This is a genomic window from Flavobacterium sp. 25HG05S-40 (assembly GCF_052654735.1).
The window spans coordinates 310,181-324,417 of the sequence record NZ_CP199750.1 but is presented as its reverse complement, the minus strand read 5'-3'; the positions used below and the strand labels follow the sequence as shown (position 1 = coordinate 324,417).

General features: G+C 36.6%; 15 protein-coding genes. 8 read left to right on the top strand and 7 right to left on the bottom strand.

What is annotated here, in order from left to right; all coding sequences use genetic code 11:
• The first annotated feature begins 30 nt into the window (after window positions 1-30).
• Window positions 31-1,053: an NAD-dependent epimerase/dehydratase family protein gene (locus tag ACULEU_RS01430; RefSeq protein WP_445453680.1), complete on the top strand. Its 1,023-nt coding sequence runs from the start codon at window positions 31-33 to the stop codon at window positions 1,051-1,053.
• Here the strand turns inward: ACULEU_RS01430 and ACULEU_RS01425 are convergent, their stop codons facing one another.
• The 3 genes from ACULEU_RS01425 to ACULEU_RS01415 are packed head-to-tail and all read right to left on the bottom strand — an operon-like array spanning window position 1,054 to window position 3,547.
• Window positions 1,054-1,461, bottom strand: coding sequence for a DUF4296 domain-containing protein (locus ACULEU_RS01425; protein ID WP_445453679.1), 408 nt, complete (start codon window positions 1,459-1,461; stop codon window positions 1,054-1,056).
• Window positions 1,462-1,472: 11 nt separating this feature from the next.
• Complete coding sequence (locus ACULEU_RS01420) at window positions 1,473-2,813, bottom strand: dihydroorotase (protein WP_445453678.1); 1,341 nt, start codon at window positions 2,811-2,813, stop codon at window positions 1,473-1,475.
• 8 nt (window positions 2,814-2,821) lie between these two features.
• Complete coding sequence (locus ACULEU_RS01415) at window positions 2,822-3,547, bottom strand: polyprenol monophosphomannose synthase (protein ID WP_445454874.1); 726 nt, start codon at window positions 3,545-3,547, stop codon at window positions 2,822-2,824.
• A 106-nt stretch (window positions 3,548-3,653) separates the two neighbouring features.
• On the opposite strand from ACULEU_RS01415, the gene ACULEU_RS01410 reads away from it, so the two are divergent.
• The 3 genes from ACULEU_RS01410 (at window position 3,654) to ACULEU_RS01400 (ending at window position 7,172) form a co-directional block, all read left to right on the top strand.
• Entirely contained in the window at window positions 3,654-4,328 is a 675-nt protein-coding gene (locus ACULEU_RS01410) for a DUF4271 domain-containing protein (RefSeq protein ID WP_445453677.1), read from the top strand.
• Window positions 4,329-4,338: 10 nt separating this feature from the next.
• Window positions 4,339-5,088, top strand: coding sequence for a uroporphyrinogen-III synthase (locus ACULEU_RS01405; protein WP_445453676.1), 750 nt, complete (start codon window positions 4,339-4,341; stop codon window positions 5,086-5,088).
• Window positions 5,089-5,186: 98 nt separating this feature from the next.
• Window positions 5,187-7,172 (top strand): O-antigen ligase family protein, encoded by a 1,986-nt coding sequence (locus ACULEU_RS01400; RefSeq protein ID WP_445453675.1) that lies wholly within the window; start codon window positions 5,187-5,189, stop codon window positions 7,170-7,172.
• Between the two features lie 59 nt (window positions 7,173-7,231).
• Here ACULEU_RS01400 and pckA read toward each other — a convergent pair whose 3' ends face one another.
• Entirely contained in the window at window positions 7,232-8,857 is a 1,626-nt protein-coding gene (pckA, locus tag ACULEU_RS01395) for a phosphoenolpyruvate carboxykinase (ATP) (protein WP_445454873.1), read from the bottom strand.
• A gap of 81 nt (window positions 8,858-8,938) precedes the next feature.
• The gene (locus ACULEU_RS01390) at window positions 8,939-9,325 is read right to left on the bottom strand and encodes a DUF423 domain-containing protein (RefSeq protein ID WP_445453674.1); all 387 of its coding nucleotides are present in this window, start codon (window positions 9,323-9,325) and stop codon (window positions 8,939-8,941) included.
• 136 nt (window positions 9,326-9,461) lie between these two features.
• Between ACULEU_RS01390 and ACULEU_RS01385 the strand changes: the two genes are divergently transcribed.
• The 4 genes from ACULEU_RS01385 (at window position 9,462) to ACULEU_RS01370 (ending at window position 12,581) form a co-directional block, all read left to right on the top strand.
• Window positions 9,462-10,214, top strand: coding sequence for a DUF3108 domain-containing protein (locus ACULEU_RS01385; RefSeq protein WP_445453673.1), 753 nt, complete (start codon window positions 9,462-9,464; stop codon window positions 10,212-10,214).
• Between the two features lie 12 nt (window positions 10,215-10,226).
• On the top strand, window positions 10,227-10,553 hold the full coding sequence (locus ACULEU_RS01380) for a hypothetical protein (RefSeq protein ID WP_445453672.1): 327 nt from the start codon (window positions 10,227-10,229) through the stop codon (window positions 10,551-10,553).
• A 12-nt stretch (window positions 10,554-10,565) separates the two neighbouring features.
• The gene (locus ACULEU_RS01375) at window positions 10,566-11,939 is read left to right on the top strand and encodes a saccharopine dehydrogenase family protein (RefSeq protein WP_445453671.1); all 1,374 of its coding nucleotides are present in this window, start codon (window positions 10,566-10,568) and stop codon (window positions 11,937-11,939) included.
• A 171-nt stretch (window positions 11,940-12,110) separates the two neighbouring features.
• Window positions 12,111-12,581: an Lrp/AsnC family transcriptional regulator gene (locus ACULEU_RS01370; protein WP_445453670.1), complete on the top strand. Its 471-nt coding sequence runs from the start codon at window positions 12,111-12,113 to the stop codon at window positions 12,579-12,581.
• Window position 12,582: 1 nt separating this feature from the next.
• Here ACULEU_RS01370 and ACULEU_RS01365 read toward each other — a convergent pair whose 3' ends face one another.
• Window positions 12,583-13,161 carry an NUMOD4 domain-containing protein gene (locus ACULEU_RS01365; RefSeq protein WP_445453669.1) on the bottom strand — a complete coding sequence of 193 codons (579 nt, stop codon included), beginning with the start codon at window positions 13,159-13,161 and terminating at the stop codon, window positions 12,583-12,585.
• A 166-nt stretch (window positions 13,162-13,327) separates the two neighbouring features.
• Window positions 13,328-14,218: an NAD(P)H-binding protein gene (locus tag ACULEU_RS01360; RefSeq protein ID WP_445453668.1), complete on the bottom strand. Its 891-nt coding sequence runs from the start codon at window positions 14,216-14,218 to the stop codon at window positions 13,328-13,330.
• Between the last annotated feature and the right edge of the window lie 19 nt (window positions 14,219-14,237).

Genomic DNA, 14,237 nt, shown 5'->3' with positions numbered 1-14,237 from the left:
AAAAATCTAAAATCTAAGTATCTTTACCAAATGATTTTAGTCACAGGCGGAACAGGTTTAGTCGGAGCGCATTTGCTTCTTCATTTAGTGGAAAATGAAGATTCCGTTCGGGCTATTTATAGAAACCGTAGTGGCATCGAAAAAACTAAATCGCTGTTCCAACTCTATCAAAAAGAAGCATTATTCTCCAAAATCGAATGGATTCAGGCCGACATTATCGATGTTCCGTCGCTCGAAATCGCTTTCCAAAACATAACGTATGTCTATCATTGTGCTGGGTTCATCTCATTTGACCCCAACGACGAAAACGCCATCCGAAAAGTAAATATAGAAGGCACCGCCAACATTGTCAATTTTTGCATCGACTACAACATCAAAAAACTTTGTCACGTTAGTTCTATTGCCGCTTTGGGAAGTAGATTGGCAACTGAAAACGATACAGCATCTGGGAAATCAACAACGGAGATTACTGAAGAATGCGAATGGAATCCGGAAATCGCGCACAGTGACTATGCGATATCCAAATATGGAGCCGAAATGGAGATTTGGCGCGGTCAGCAAGAAGGACTCCATGTTGTCATTGTAAACCCGGGAGTTATTTTTGGAACCGGTTTCTGGAATCAGGGAAGCACTACCTTTTTCTCCGCCATAAAGAAAGGATTCCCATTTTACACCAACGGTTCCACAGCATACGTAGGCGTTGCCGACGTGGTCAAAATCATGATACAACTCATGAAAAGCAAGATAGTCGGTGAACGTTTTATCGTGATTGCTGAAAATTGTTCTTTCAAAGATATCATCTTTCAAATTGCCGAAAAACTGCAAGTCAAAAAACCAAAAATAGAGGCACAACCGTGGCTATTAAACTTGGGCTGGCGATTGGATTGGCTGATTTCTTTACTCTTTAGAACCAAAAGAAAACTATCCAAATACAGCGCGCTCTCGCTTACTTCCTCAGAATACATTTCCAATGAGAAAATAAAAAATGCTCTGAATTTTGAGTTTCAAAGCATTGATAAGGTGATTCAGGAAGTAACCGATTTACACCGTTGATTATTGAATTTGAGGTACGTCAGGGTTGACTGGAGTAACCGAAGTGGGCGGTACTTCTTGCCCGTTTTTCTTCATTCGCGTTTCAATCTTTTTTGTTTCTACAGCGAGTCTGTCTTTTACCTGATCTACCATTTTTTTGTATTCTTCTATATTGGAAGCATAATATTTAGTGCTTTTAACCAACTGCAGACTATCGATTTTGTATTTTTTATAAATATACTCAGCACTTGTTTTACTGCTTATTCCTCCGTTTATACTTTGAGTTTTAACCGCTTCTAAAACAGAAATGTCGTATAAAATACCAATCATTTTATCCTTATCAATTAAATTGTCTGGTTTGTCAACAGCAGTTTTATTACAAGCCAGAACAGCAAATAAGCTAAAGATTACAACTATACTTTTTTTCATTTTTCTATTATTTATCGGTCAAACAGCAAACGCATTCCAGCGCGCATATCTTTGACCTTAAAATTCTGATATACTAAATTCCCATTGACAAAAGTATGGGTTATTCTGGATTTAAAATTATACCCTTCAAACGGCGACCAACCGCACTTTGCCAAAATATTTTCCTTTTTGACATTCCATGGCGAAGTAGGATTTACAATCGCCAAATCGGCATAGAATCCTTCTTTAATAAAACCGCGCTTCTCAATTTTAAAAATCTTGGCCGGATTATGACACATCTTTTCTACTATTTTCTCTACAGAAATCTTACCTTGAAGATGGGCTTCAAACATAGCCACAACAGCGTGTTGAACCAACGGCCCACCTGAAGGTGCTTTAGTATAAACTTGTTGTTTTTCTTCTAAAGTGTGAGGCGCATGATCGGTAGCAATAACATCGATTCGGTCATCTAGTAAGGCTTCCCATAAAGCCGTTCGGTCTTCAGCGGTTTTTACGGCCGGATTCCATTTGATGAAATTACCTTTCGTTTTATAATCTTCATTCGAAAACCAAAGATGATGAATACAAACTTCGGCTGTGATTTGTTTGTCTTCTATCGGAATCTTATTGGTGAACAATTCCATTTCCCGTGCTGTTGACAAATGAAAAACATGCAATCGTGCACCGGTTTTTTGAGCTAAAGCAATCGTTTTTGAAGAAGAAAGGTAACAAGCCTCAGTACTTCTGATTAAGTGATGTACTTCCACCGGAATATCGTCACCAAACTGTAACTTGTAACGCTCCAAATTTGCTTTAATGGTTGCTTCATCTTCACAATGCACTGCAATCAGCATCTTGGTAGAGGAGAATATTTTTTCCAGCGCTTCTTCATTATCAACCAACATATTTCCGGTTGACGAACCGAGAAACAATTTGATTCCAGCTACGTTTTTAGGATTGGTCTTTAGAATTTCTTCCAAATTATCGTTGGTCCCGCCCATCATAAACGAGTAGTTCGCATGGGATTTCTCTGCCGCAATTTGATATTTTTCTTCTAAAATTTCTTGGGTAACGGCATTCGGAACCGTGTTGGGTTGTTCTATAAATGACGTTATTCCGCCAGCTACAGCCGCTGCGCTTTCGGAGGCAATATCGCCTTTATGAGTTAATCCTGGTTCTCTAAAATGGACTTGATCGTCAATAGCACCGGGAATCAAATAGTTTCCTTCAGCATCTATTATTTTGCAGCTAGAAGATTTCGGACTGATACTTTCGGCTATTTCGACAATAAATTCGTTTTCAATCAAAACATCGCCTTCAAAAACAACCCCTTCGTTAACAATTTTGGCATTTTTAATTAAAACAGTATTCATTTTTGCATCTATAATTGGTTAAAAAACTTTTTGAAACGCAAGGCAATCACTCCAAAAATAGCTTCCTTGATTATAGAACCGCTCATTTTGGATTGTCCTTTGGTTCTGTCGGTAAAGATGACCGGAACTTCTTGTATGTTAAAATTCTTGGCAAAAGCTCTATATTTCATTTCGATTTGAAACGCATAGCCAATGAACTGTATCTTATCTAAATTTATTTTTTCTAAAACTTCTCTGTTGTAACAGATAAAACCTGCTGTGGCATCCATGATTTTCATTCCGGTAATCATGCGTACATAAACTGAGGCGAAGTAGGACAACAAGACACGACTCAAGGGCCAATTCACCACATTTACACCTGTAACATACCGTGAACCAATCGCTAAATCGGCGCCATTAAAATGACACGCTTCGTACAATCGTTCTAAGTCGTTTGGGTTGTGTGAGAAATCGGCATCCATCTCAAAAATGTATTGATATTGATTATTCAGCGCCCATTTGAATCCGTGCACATAGGCCGTTCCTAATCCGGATTTTTTCTTCCTAACCGACAAAAACAAGTTGTCGGGAAACTCCTTTTGTAATTCTTGTACTTTGTCAGCTGTTTTATCGGGTGAATTATCGTCTACTATAAGAATATGAAAGTTTTTACGTAATGAAAACACCGCTCTGATGATGCTTTCAATGTTTTCAATTTCGTTATAGGTTGGAATAATTACAATACCGTCATTCATAGTAACTGTGGTCAAACTTAGTTGCAAAAATAAACTTTTTATTAGAGCAGTATCTTAATAATTCTATAATAATTTAACAATTAAAAATAGTATTTTTGTCAGGATTATGATAGAAACTGTTTTACAGCCACGAATTATAGAACCCAAAGACTGGGCTACTTATCTTTTTATTTTGTCGTTTGTATTGATTGCCATTACCCGAACGGCTTTTGAAGGAAGATTTAGTGAATTCCTGAGGATTTTGGTTTCGGATAAATATATAAAAGTATACAAAGACACTTCCCACTTGATGAGTGGTTTTACCATATTAATGTTTATTGTTCAAGTGCTTTCTTTTTCGTTTTTTATACAAATACTACTTAATTATTTTGGCTATACCTCAAAAACAGATTGGGTTACTTTTTTACGGATTTTTACTTTTTTTGGTGTCTTTGTACTTTCCAAGTTTTTGATTGAGAAGATTATAGCTGCTATTTTTAACATAGAGGAATTCGCTGAGCAATTCAATTTACAAAAAGTGAGTTATCGAACCTTTATCGGAATGATTTTGTTACCGATTAACATCTACTTATTTTATAATAATACACTATCAAATGTTTTGATTTATTGCATTATCGGTGTGATTTTGGCAATAAATTTATATTCTTACCTTATTTCACTGAAGATTTATCAAAACTTACTCATCGGCAAGTTGTTTTATTTTATTTTGTATCTTTGCGCACTCGAAATAGCGCCCTACTATTTCATTTATTATTTGATTACAACAAATTTAGCACATTAGAATGTCCAACTTGAAAGTGAAAACAATTTTGGTGTCACAACCAGAGCCAAAAGTAGAGAATTCGCCTTATTTTGAATTACAGCAAAAGCATAAGGTAAAAATTGATTTCCGCCCTTTTATACATGTAGAAGGTGTAAGTGCAAAAGATGTTAGAGCTCAAAAAATTGATCTCAATACTTTTTCCGCAATCATTTTAACGAGCAAAAACTCTGTAGACCATTTTTTTAGGGTAGCCGAAGAAATGCGATACAAAGTTCCTGAAGATTTAAAATATTTTTGTCAGTCAGAAGCCGTTGCTTTTTATTTACAGAAATATGTAGTTTACAGGAAACGTAAGATATATGTGGGTCAAAAAGACTTTGTTGATTTGTCTCCGTTGATTAAAAAATACAAAGAAGAGAAATTCCTTTTACCGGCTTCTGACCAATTGAATTTTGACGTACCACAAACGCTAAATAATTTAAAAGTTGATTGGACTCAAGCTACTTTTTACAAAACGGTAATGAGTGATTTGTCTGATTTGGCAGATGTTTATTATGATGTTTTGGCTTTCTTTAGCCCAACTGGAATCAAATCATTGTTCAAGAATTTCCCCGATTTTCAGCAGAACAATACCCGTATTGCCGTTTTTGGAAGCACCACGCAAAAAGAAGCTTTAGAGCACGGATTGCGTATTGATATTTTGGCTCCAACACCGGAAACACCATCAATGACAATGGCACTTGAAAGATATATAGCCGACGCCAATAAAGGAAAATAAATTCACCCAATAAATTCACCAAAGTCCTGCTAAGTTATTTAGCAGGACTTTTTTTATTCCAATTAATGTGTACATTTGATATGCTAAAATAAAAAGCTATGAGCGATACATGGATAGAAAAATTATATTTTGGATTTTTATTGCTATTGCCACTAGTCTTCTGCAGCACAACTATTGACCCTGTTTTAATTCCGAGACAAATTCTTCTTACTACTTTTATGTTAGTTATCGTTATTGTCGTGATAGCTAAAAAAATAGCATTGTCCTATAATTTTAGAAATCCTCTTTTTTATGCTTTTGGAAGTTTTATAGTGTTGAATTATATTTCGATGTATCAGTCATACATTGCAGGAGAAAGTCATGCTCCATTCTCCAAATTACTATTATTATTTTCTTTCTTCGTAATTACTACTCTTTTATTGTATCATAATGTTTTAAAGGAAAATCAATTGGTTACAGCAGTGGTATTTTTTGGTTTAATAACCCTCCTCTTTCCGCTTTATGATATTTATGAAAAAACGCTAGAAGGCCAGCATTTACTTAGACAAATTGCTTTAATAAGTGGCACATCCGGCAATAAGAATCTATTGTCTTCTATTTTATTTCTAACGCTTCCTTTTTATTGCATTGGACTACAATTAGGAAAAAAAATAAAACTCGTATCGGTTGTTGGTATCGTTTTAACCTTATTTGTATTAGCAACCATTAGAACTAGAGTTGTATTGATTGCGTGTTTTATATTCTTCATGTTATTGGTTTTGTATAAAATAAAACGCCGATTTGCTATTAAAAAAAGGTATGTTATTGGAAGTGGTTTCATCTTTATATTGCTGCTATTTTTATCTTATACACTCTTCTTTAAAAGTAAAATAACCCAATATCAGACTTCTCACACCAATGTAACTGAACATTATATTGCTAGATTATTCAGTTCAAAAACACTGGAAAGTCGGGTTTTATTTTGGAAAAACTCGCTAAAAATGGCTAAAGAACATAGTGTAGCCGGTGTTGGTCTAGGCAATTGGCAGGTCCAGTTCCCTAAATATGGTTTAAATGAGTTTACAGAGGTTGACATCATCAATGGAGAAAGCACTCTGCAAAGACCACATAATGATTTTATTTGGATACTATCTGAAACGGGAATATTCGGCTTATTGGCTTATTTGATTTTATTTGGAGTTGTTTTTTATCAATTATATCACTTGATACGAAAAGCACCTTCTTTACAAGAAAAATGGAAATTCTACTTTATTTTATGCGGTTTGATTGGCTATATAATTATTTCTTTTTTTGATTTTCCGTATGAAAGGATAGAGCATCAAGTCTTGCTAATGTTATTATTTGCTCTTGTTGCTTCTACCTATTCTAAATCAATTCAAACACAAGAGAAGCATCGTAGTTGGTTGGTATATCTCTTATTGATTCCGATAGGATATTCCTTTTTGGTCTCCTTTAACCGATTTTCGGGCGAACAACATGCGGTAAAAATGTATGCAGCCAAAAACAATAAAAACTGGTCTGAAACCATATTCGAATCAAAAAAAGCGGCTAATTACTTTTATCCTTTAGACAATACTTCGATGTCATTAAGCTGGTATGAAGGCATTGGTCATTTTAATGAAAACCGTCCCGAAGAGAGTGAAGCCTGTTTTACAAAAGCCTATCAGTTGACACCTTACAACATTCAAGTAATGACTAATTTAGCCAGCACTTATCAGATAAACGGAAAAACAGAAGAAGCCGAGGCATTATTTAAGAAAGCTTTGAAAATATCTAACAGATTTGATGAGGCCAAACTCAATTTAGCGGCTTTGTATTTCAACCAAAAAGAGTATGATAAGGCCTATGTAACCATCAATGAAGTAGCCGTAACCTCTAAAAACCCAAAATACCAAACCTACTTGGTTCCGATTTTAAATCAAAAAATCAATGCCTACTTAAAAACCGCAACCGACAAAGCAGTTATTGCCAATTTAGTTAAAAACATAACTACCAAAGAAGCCTTATTGCGATTATTTTTTGAGGCAAGGAAGCAGCATACGGATTTCGAGACCTATTTGGGACGAGCTCAATTCTCCCAATAAAAAAACCCGTCTAGTTATGGAAACAGGACGGGATTTCAATTTTGGTTAGGTTTTGTTTTTTATAATTGTGGTCCGGCCTTCACTAAATTCTGACCTTCTGCATTGTCGGTATATTGTGCAAAATTTTTGATAAAGCGAGAAGCTAAATCGGTGGCTTTTGCGTTCCATTCTGCAACATCTGCATAAGTATCTCTTGGATCTAAAATATCCGAATTAACATCATGTAAACTTGTTGGAACTTCAAAATTAAATATCGGAATTGTTTTGGTTGCTGCTTTTTCTATAGAACCATCTAAAATCGCATCTATGATGGCACGAGTGTCTTTTATAGAAATACGTTTTCCGGTTCCGTTCCAGCCTGTGTTTACCATATAAGCAGAAGCATTGTGTTGTTCCATTTTCTTTACCAATTCTTCACCGTATTTGGTTGGATGCAAACTTAAGAATGCTTTTCCGAAACACGCTGAGAAGGTTGGCTCAGGCTGCGTTACACCTCTTTCTGTTCCGGCTAACTTAGCTGTAAACCCGGAAAGAAAATAGTACTTTGTTTGCTCAGGAGTTAATTTAGAAACGGGTGGCATTACTCCAAAAGCATCAGCGGTAAGGAAAATTACTTTAGTAGCATGACCAGCTTTTGAAACGGGTTTTACAATATTATGGATGTGGTAAATCGGATAGGATACTCTGGTATTCTGCGTCACAGAACCATCCTTAAAATCGATAGAACCATCGGCAGCAAGAGTCACATTTTCTAAAAGCGCATCTCTTTTAATAGCAGCATAAATATCGGGTTCATTTTCTTTACTTAAATCTATTGTTTTAGCATAGCATCCGCCTTCAAAATTGAAAACACCATCGTTATCCCAACCGTGTTCGTCGTCACCAATTAGTTCTCTCTTTGGGTCCGTAGACAAGGTTGTTTTTCCTGTTCCTGAAAGACCAAAGAATACCGCTACATCACCATCTTTTCCTTTATTGGCTGAGCAGTGCATAGAGGCAATTCCTTGTAATGGCAAATAGTAGTTCATCATCGAGAACATCCCTTTTTTCATCTCACCACCATACCAAGTTCCCCCAATAATCTGAACTTTTTCAGTCAAGTTAAAGGCAACGTATACCTCCGAGTTTAATCCGTGAGCTGCATAGTCTTTGAAAGAAGTTTTAGAACCGTTCATTACAATAAAATCGGGCTCTCCAAAGTGTTCCAATTCGGCTTCCGTTGGACGAATAAACATATTTGTTACAAAGTGTGCCTGCCAGGCAACTTCCATAATGAAACGAACTTTTAATCTTGTATTTTCATTAGCACCACAAAAGGCATCAACCACATACAATTTCTTTCCAGATAATTGCTCTGTAGTAGTATCTTTTAAGGCATTCCAAGTATTTTGTGTGATAGGCTTATTGTCATTTGCCGCTTTGTCAGAGTTCCACCAAATAGTATTTTCGGTGATGCTATCTTTAACGATGTATTTATCTTTGGGTGAGCGTCCGGTAAAAATACCCGTCATAACATTTACAGCTCCAAGTTCGCTTACCTGACCTTTTTCATATCCGGTTAAAGTCACATCTAACTCATCATTGTATAATTTTTCAAAGGAAGGATTGTGAATGATTTCCGGAACATTTGTAATCCCATATTTCTCTAACGAAATCGATTTCGTTGTTTGAGCGTAGTTCTCCATAGAAATTAGTTTGTGTTGCATTATAAATTAGACCGCAAAGGTAAAAATTAAATTTCAGAAACTATTTTTTTTATCGAATTATTATCTTTTAGATTTCCAAAAATCCCAAAAAACCAAGCCCCAGACCAATATTAACAAGGCTCCACCAATTGGCGTAATGATTCCAATAAATTTAAAATCGATGCCACTTATCAGTTGGGTTGTTAAAAGATAAATTGACCCTGAGAAGAAAATTATCCCAAAAACCACTAATCGCAACACTATTTTTTTTGCTTTTTCAGCCATTTGAGTATTCATCCCAACAAACAATAAAAATAGGGCATGATAAATTTGGTATTTAACGCCCGTTTCAAACGAAGCCAATTGGTCTACCGACAACTGTTTTTTTAACGCATGAGCCCCAAAAGCACCCAAAATAATTGCGGTCATTCCCATAAACGCAGCTACGCTGATAATTCTTTTCTCCATATTTTTTAAGTCTATACTAAAACACAAATTTATTCGTTATTAACTAAACTTAAGAGAAATTCAACATTTCTTTTGTCCTTAAATTTCAAGACGAACCATTTTAAAAATTTTATATTTGCACCATTAATTTTGAATTATGAAGAAGACCTTTTTTATACTTAGCTGCATTCTTGCCTTAACAACCGCCAATAGTCAGGCCGTTAAACCCGGAGAAAAACTGGTGTATGCCGGTTCCTATAACATGAGTGGTTTGATGACCCAATTGGCTCAGGTTACCATGACTACCGAAAACGTAACTACTGCCAAAAACACGTATCTGCATTTGAATTGTGAATTATCTACCTACAGTAAATGGGATTCGTTTTTCAAAATCAGGGATATTTACGAATCGTATGTCAATCCGACCAATCTTAAACCAAGCCTTTACAAAAGAAGTATCGACGAAGGAGGTTATAAAAAGAAAGAAAAATACGTTTTCAAAGCCAATACTATTACCAGTACCGTTAAAAAAAGAACGTATCCCGAATCACAAAAAACGTTTACTATTGGTGGTTCAACCGTAGATGTTGTAACCCTTTTATATAAAGTTCGATCCATGGATTTGTCTAAATTAAAAGTAGGACAAACGCAGTCTATGATGATTGTTTTTGATGAAAAACAGATTCCGGTTACGCTGAAATTTATGGGAAAAGAAACCGTGAATGCCGGAAACTTGGGCAAAAAAGAATGCTATAAATTATCTATTGGCGCCAAGACTGATGCTCTAAAAGGGAAAGACAAAAACTTGATTTGGCTTACTGCCGATACTAAAAAAATTCCGGCGTTGATTAAATTTAGTATCCCCGTAGGAACAGGACAGTTAGCACTGACCTCGGCAAGCGGACTTTAATCATCAAAACTCATGAGAAAATTATTTTTAGTTTTAGGAAGTGTTTTTACTGTTTTAGCTATTGTTTTTTCGGTGATGCCTTTGGACACCCTTGCTTTTTTACCTATTGGTTTGGCTATCCTTTTTGGACTTCTATTACTTAAAAAATCTGATGAGAATCAAAAAAAACTCCCCAATATTCTATTATTTGTAAGTGTTCTTTGTTCTGTATTTGTATTGGGCAAAACGCTTATCATAAAAGATGAAGTGGTAAAAGACAAACAATTCGAACAACAAAAGGTAGAAACCCAACAGGAAGCCAAACAAGAATTGGAAGACCTGGAAAAGGATTTGGAATAAAAAATTACCCTAATGAGAAACATCTTAATCATTGGTGCCGGTCGCTCCGCATCTTCCCTGATACACTACTTATTAAACAAATCTAATCAGGAAAATCTGCATTTGACCATTGGCGACTTGTCATTGGAACTAGCGCAACGCAAGACACAAAACCATCCCAACGCCACCGCCATTGCATTGGACATTCACAACATAACACAACGTCAATCCGAAATTCAAAAAGCGGATATTGTGATCTCGATGTTGCCTGCTCACATGCATATAGAGGTTGCTAAAGACTGCATTACCTTCAAAAAAAATATGGTTACGGCTTCGTATGTTTCCGATGCTATGCAAGCTTTGGATGCCGATGTGAAAGCCAATGATTTGGTTTTTATGAACGAAATCGGGCTCGACCCTGGCATTGACCACATGAGTGCAATGAAAGTCATTCATGAAATTGAAGCCAAAGGGGGAAAAATGATTCTGTTCGAATCGTTTTGTGGCGGATTAGTAGCACCCGAATCCGACAATAATCTGTGGAATTACAAATTTACTTGGGCTCCAAGAAACGTCGTTTTAGCCGGACAAGGTGGCGCTGCCAAATTCATACAGGAAGGAAAATACAAATACATTCCGTACCACAAATTATTCCGAAGAACGGAATTTTTATATGTGGAAGGCTATGGAAAGTTTGAAGGCTACGCCAATCGCGATTCGCTGAAATACCGCAGTGTGTATGGTTTAGATGATGCTCTGACGGTGTATCGCGGAACCATTCGTCGGGTTGGTTTTTCGAAAGCATGGAATATGTTTGTACAGTTAGGCATGACCGACGACACTTATATTTTGGACGATTCTGAAAATTTAAGTTACCGCGATTTTATCAATCTGTTTCTTCCGTATTCTCCAACAGATTCTGTAGAAATCAAAACCCGTCTGCAACTCGGCATTGAACAAGACGACATCATGTGGGACAAGCTTTTGGAACTGGATTTATTCAACTCCAACAAAAAAGTCGGTCTCAAAAATGCCTCTCCGGCACAAATCCTCGAACACATCTTAAATGCCAGCTGGGCGTTGCAACCCGAAGACAAAGACATGATCGTCATGTACCACAAATTCGGGTACGAAATCAACGGCGAAAGAAAACAAATCGATTCCAAAATGGTCTGCATTGGTGACGACCAAACCTATACGGCAATGGCCAAAACCGTTGGATTACCAGTTGCTATGGCTGCTATTCAAATTTTGAACGGCAAGATAAAGACACCTGGTGTACAACTACCGATTCACAAAGAAGTGTACGAACCCATCCTAAAAGAATTGGAGGAGTTAGGCGTAATCTTCAACGAAACCGAAATGCCCTACATAGGCTATAATCCGGATAAATTGATTGGGAATTAAGCAGCGAATGGTTCGGGTTTTCTTGGATTCCTTATTCCTGCTTTCCGCACTACAAGGTAGTTGCTGCAATCAGGGCTAGTGAGCTATGGTCCTTTTCAAATCAGTCGCAATATTCTTTTTTTAGTTTCAACTTCAAACTAAATTTCTATTTTTGTTTTAAATTCAAAACCCATGAAGATAAATCAATTACAAATTGAGATCGACGGGATCGACAAAGAAATCCTTCGCAGCCTGATGGAAGATGCCCGAAAACCCATATTGCAGATTGCCAACAAAATCGGAATCTCTGGTGCTGCAATTCACCAACGTTTGCGTAAATTGGAAGAAGCCGGAGTCATCTCGGGTTCCAAATTTATTATCGACAACAAGGTTTTGGGATATAAAACAATGGCTTTTATCGGAATTTATTTAGATAAAGCTTCGAGTAATTCCGATGCTGTGCGCGAGTTAAAAAAGATTCCTGAAGTGTTAGAATGTCATTATACCACCGGAAACTGGAGTATTTTAATCAAAATCATTTGTCGAGATAACGAGCATCTGATGCAGTTGTTAAACAAGAAAATCCAGCCGATTGAGGGCGTTTCCCGAACAGAAACCTTTATTTCTTTGGAACAGCAGATTGAACGACAAATTCAGCTGTAAATTACACCTTTATATAGCCCCAATTTTCACCTGTTTTAATGCGATGAACCTGCATTTCACTGATACCAAATTGCTTGGCCAGCATTTTGATACGGGTTTTATTGTTGGGTTGCTTTAGTAATATTTTTAAATGCATTACTTTGGTAATGGTCAGCTTTCTACCATCCGACTTTAAATTGTGCTCCAAGAGCTTTTTCATCGAATTAATAACATGCGGACTTTTCCTATGGTGCTCTTTCTTTTCCTCAAGTGTAGCCCATTTTAAGTTGGCAACAAGATCATTATCCCGCACATAATCCAAATGCAGCACAAACTGTTGGTCTTCGGATGTTTTCGGAATAAAAAGTTCGGCTACCAGTTTATAGATAAAAAAGGTTTTTCTTAGTACCTTTCCCTCTATAGTTTTTCTGAAACGAAAGGTTTTGTAACCATCGCAGTAGGCTCCTTTTAATAAGGTTCCATCATTAAAATTTTCTGTAAAGCTAATCAGACGACCTCTGTTGGAAACAGCATATCTATATTTTAACGTAACTCCTATTTCGATTTCCCGAAAGACTTCGTTGGCATACATTCTAATCATTGTGGTGGTATTTGATTTCCAAATCTACGAAAAATATCTTTTTTTAGATTCAAATATTCGGAATAAACTCCCCTATGCTTTGGCATGAGCGAAATAGATTATAAAATGATTATTTGGAAGGGCATTTAATAAAAAACCCGCTACAGTGTAACGGGTTTTTATTTCTTTAGCTGTTATAAGCCTGAGCAAATTCTTTGGCAAAATCTTCGAGCTTTATGGTGCCCTGTGGTTGTTCATTACTATTGAAATAATCTTCCTGAATCAGTCCCTCTCTGATGGATTTTCCCATTTGTACATATTCTTTTGCATTAACTTCAGGAAGTCCGGATTGGCGCATCCCTTGCAATGCATCTGCATCTGAAAAGCCAATCCAAGGCAAATCTAGTCTGCCTATAGCATCTCCCAAAACCTTTGCAATTTCTGAAAGCGAACGAATATCACTGGAGATATAAACCACACTTTGCGCTTTAAAATCTAATGCTACAAGATACTTGACAGCAACAGCGGCAATATCATTTGGATGCGTCAACACTAATTGCTGATCTCCATTACCCATATTGGACCCCAGAATTCCGGCGTGCTTTATCAAATTAATCGAGTTGTAAAAATTGGTGTAAAAATAAGAAGGACGTAATTTCAGCACATTGATTCCGTCCATCGTCTCGAGTCTTTTTTCCAAATATGCCAAACCATCAATTGGTCCTGCACCTTGGCCCATGTGTGCTCCTATACTGCTGAGTTGTACAACGTATTTCACACCACTTTCCTTAATAGCGGTTACAAAATTTTCACCGATTTGTTTTTGATATCCCAACCAATCACTCACCGCAAAGGTGGGCGGAATCATCAAATAAACAGCATCCGCTCCCGAAAAAGCATCGGTTACAAACGATGCCTCTAACAAACTCCCAATGGCTGCTTTGGCTCCAAGACTTTCTATGGCCTCTTTTCTTGAAGGACTGCTGGTAATGATTGTTACTTCATGTCCGGCTGCAAGTAATGTTGCCGCTAATGGTTTGGTAATATTTCCTGTAGAACCTGTCAAAACGTATTTCATATTTTTATTTTTAGATGTT

Excerpts from the sequence above, each read along its gene's own strand:
- ACULEU_RS01430 (WP_445453680.1), top strand. The coding sequence starts at position 31 with ATGATTTTAGTCACAGGCGGAACAGGTTTAGTCGGAGCGCATTTGCTT.
- ACULEU_RS01425 (WP_445453679.1), bottom strand. The coding sequence starts at position 1,461 with ATGAAAAAAAGTATAGTTGTAATCTTTAGCTTATTTGCTGTTCTGGCT.
- ACULEU_RS01420 (WP_445453678.1), bottom strand. The coding sequence starts at position 2,813 with ATGAATACTGTTTTAATTAAAAATGCCAAAATTGTTAACGAAGGGGTT.
- ACULEU_RS01415 (WP_445454874.1), bottom strand. The coding sequence starts at position 3,547 with ATGAATGACGGTATTGTAATTATTCCAACCTATAACGAAATTGAAAAC.
- ACULEU_RS01410 (WP_445453677.1), top strand. The coding sequence starts at position 3,654 with ATGATAGAAACTGTTTTACAGCCACGAATTATAGAACCCAAAGACTGG.
- ACULEU_RS01400 (WP_445453675.1), top strand. The coding sequence starts at position 5,187 with ATGAGCGATACATGGATAGAAAAATTATATTTTGGATTTTTATTGCTA.
- pckA (WP_445454873.1), bottom strand. The coding sequence starts at position 8,857 with ATGGAGAACTACGCTCAAACAACGAAATCGATTTCGTTAGAGAAATAT.
- ACULEU_RS01390 (WP_445453674.1), bottom strand. The coding sequence starts at position 9,325 with ATGGAGAAAAGAATTATCAGCGTAGCTGCGTTTATGGGAATGACCGCA.
- ACULEU_RS01385 (WP_445453673.1), top strand. The coding sequence starts at position 9,462 with ATGAAGAAGACCTTTTTTATACTTAGCTGCATTCTTGCCTTAACAACC.
- ACULEU_RS01380 (WP_445453672.1), top strand. The coding sequence starts at position 10,227 with ATGAGAAAATTATTTTTAGTTTTAGGAAGTGTTTTTACTGTTTTAGCT.
- ACULEU_RS01375 (WP_445453671.1), top strand. The coding sequence starts at position 10,566 with ATGAGAAACATCTTAATCATTGGTGCCGGTCGCTCCGCATCTTCCCTG.
- ACULEU_RS01370 (WP_445453670.1), top strand. The coding sequence starts at position 12,111 with ATGAAGATAAATCAATTACAAATTGAGATCGACGGGATCGACAAAGAA.
- ACULEU_RS01365 (WP_445453669.1), bottom strand. The coding sequence starts at position 13,161 with ATGATTAGAATGTATGCCAACGAAGTCTTTCGGGAAATCGAAATAGGA.
- ACULEU_RS01360 (WP_445453668.1), bottom strand. The coding sequence starts at position 14,218 with ATGAAATACGTTTTGACAGGTTCTACAGGAAATATTACCAAACCATTA.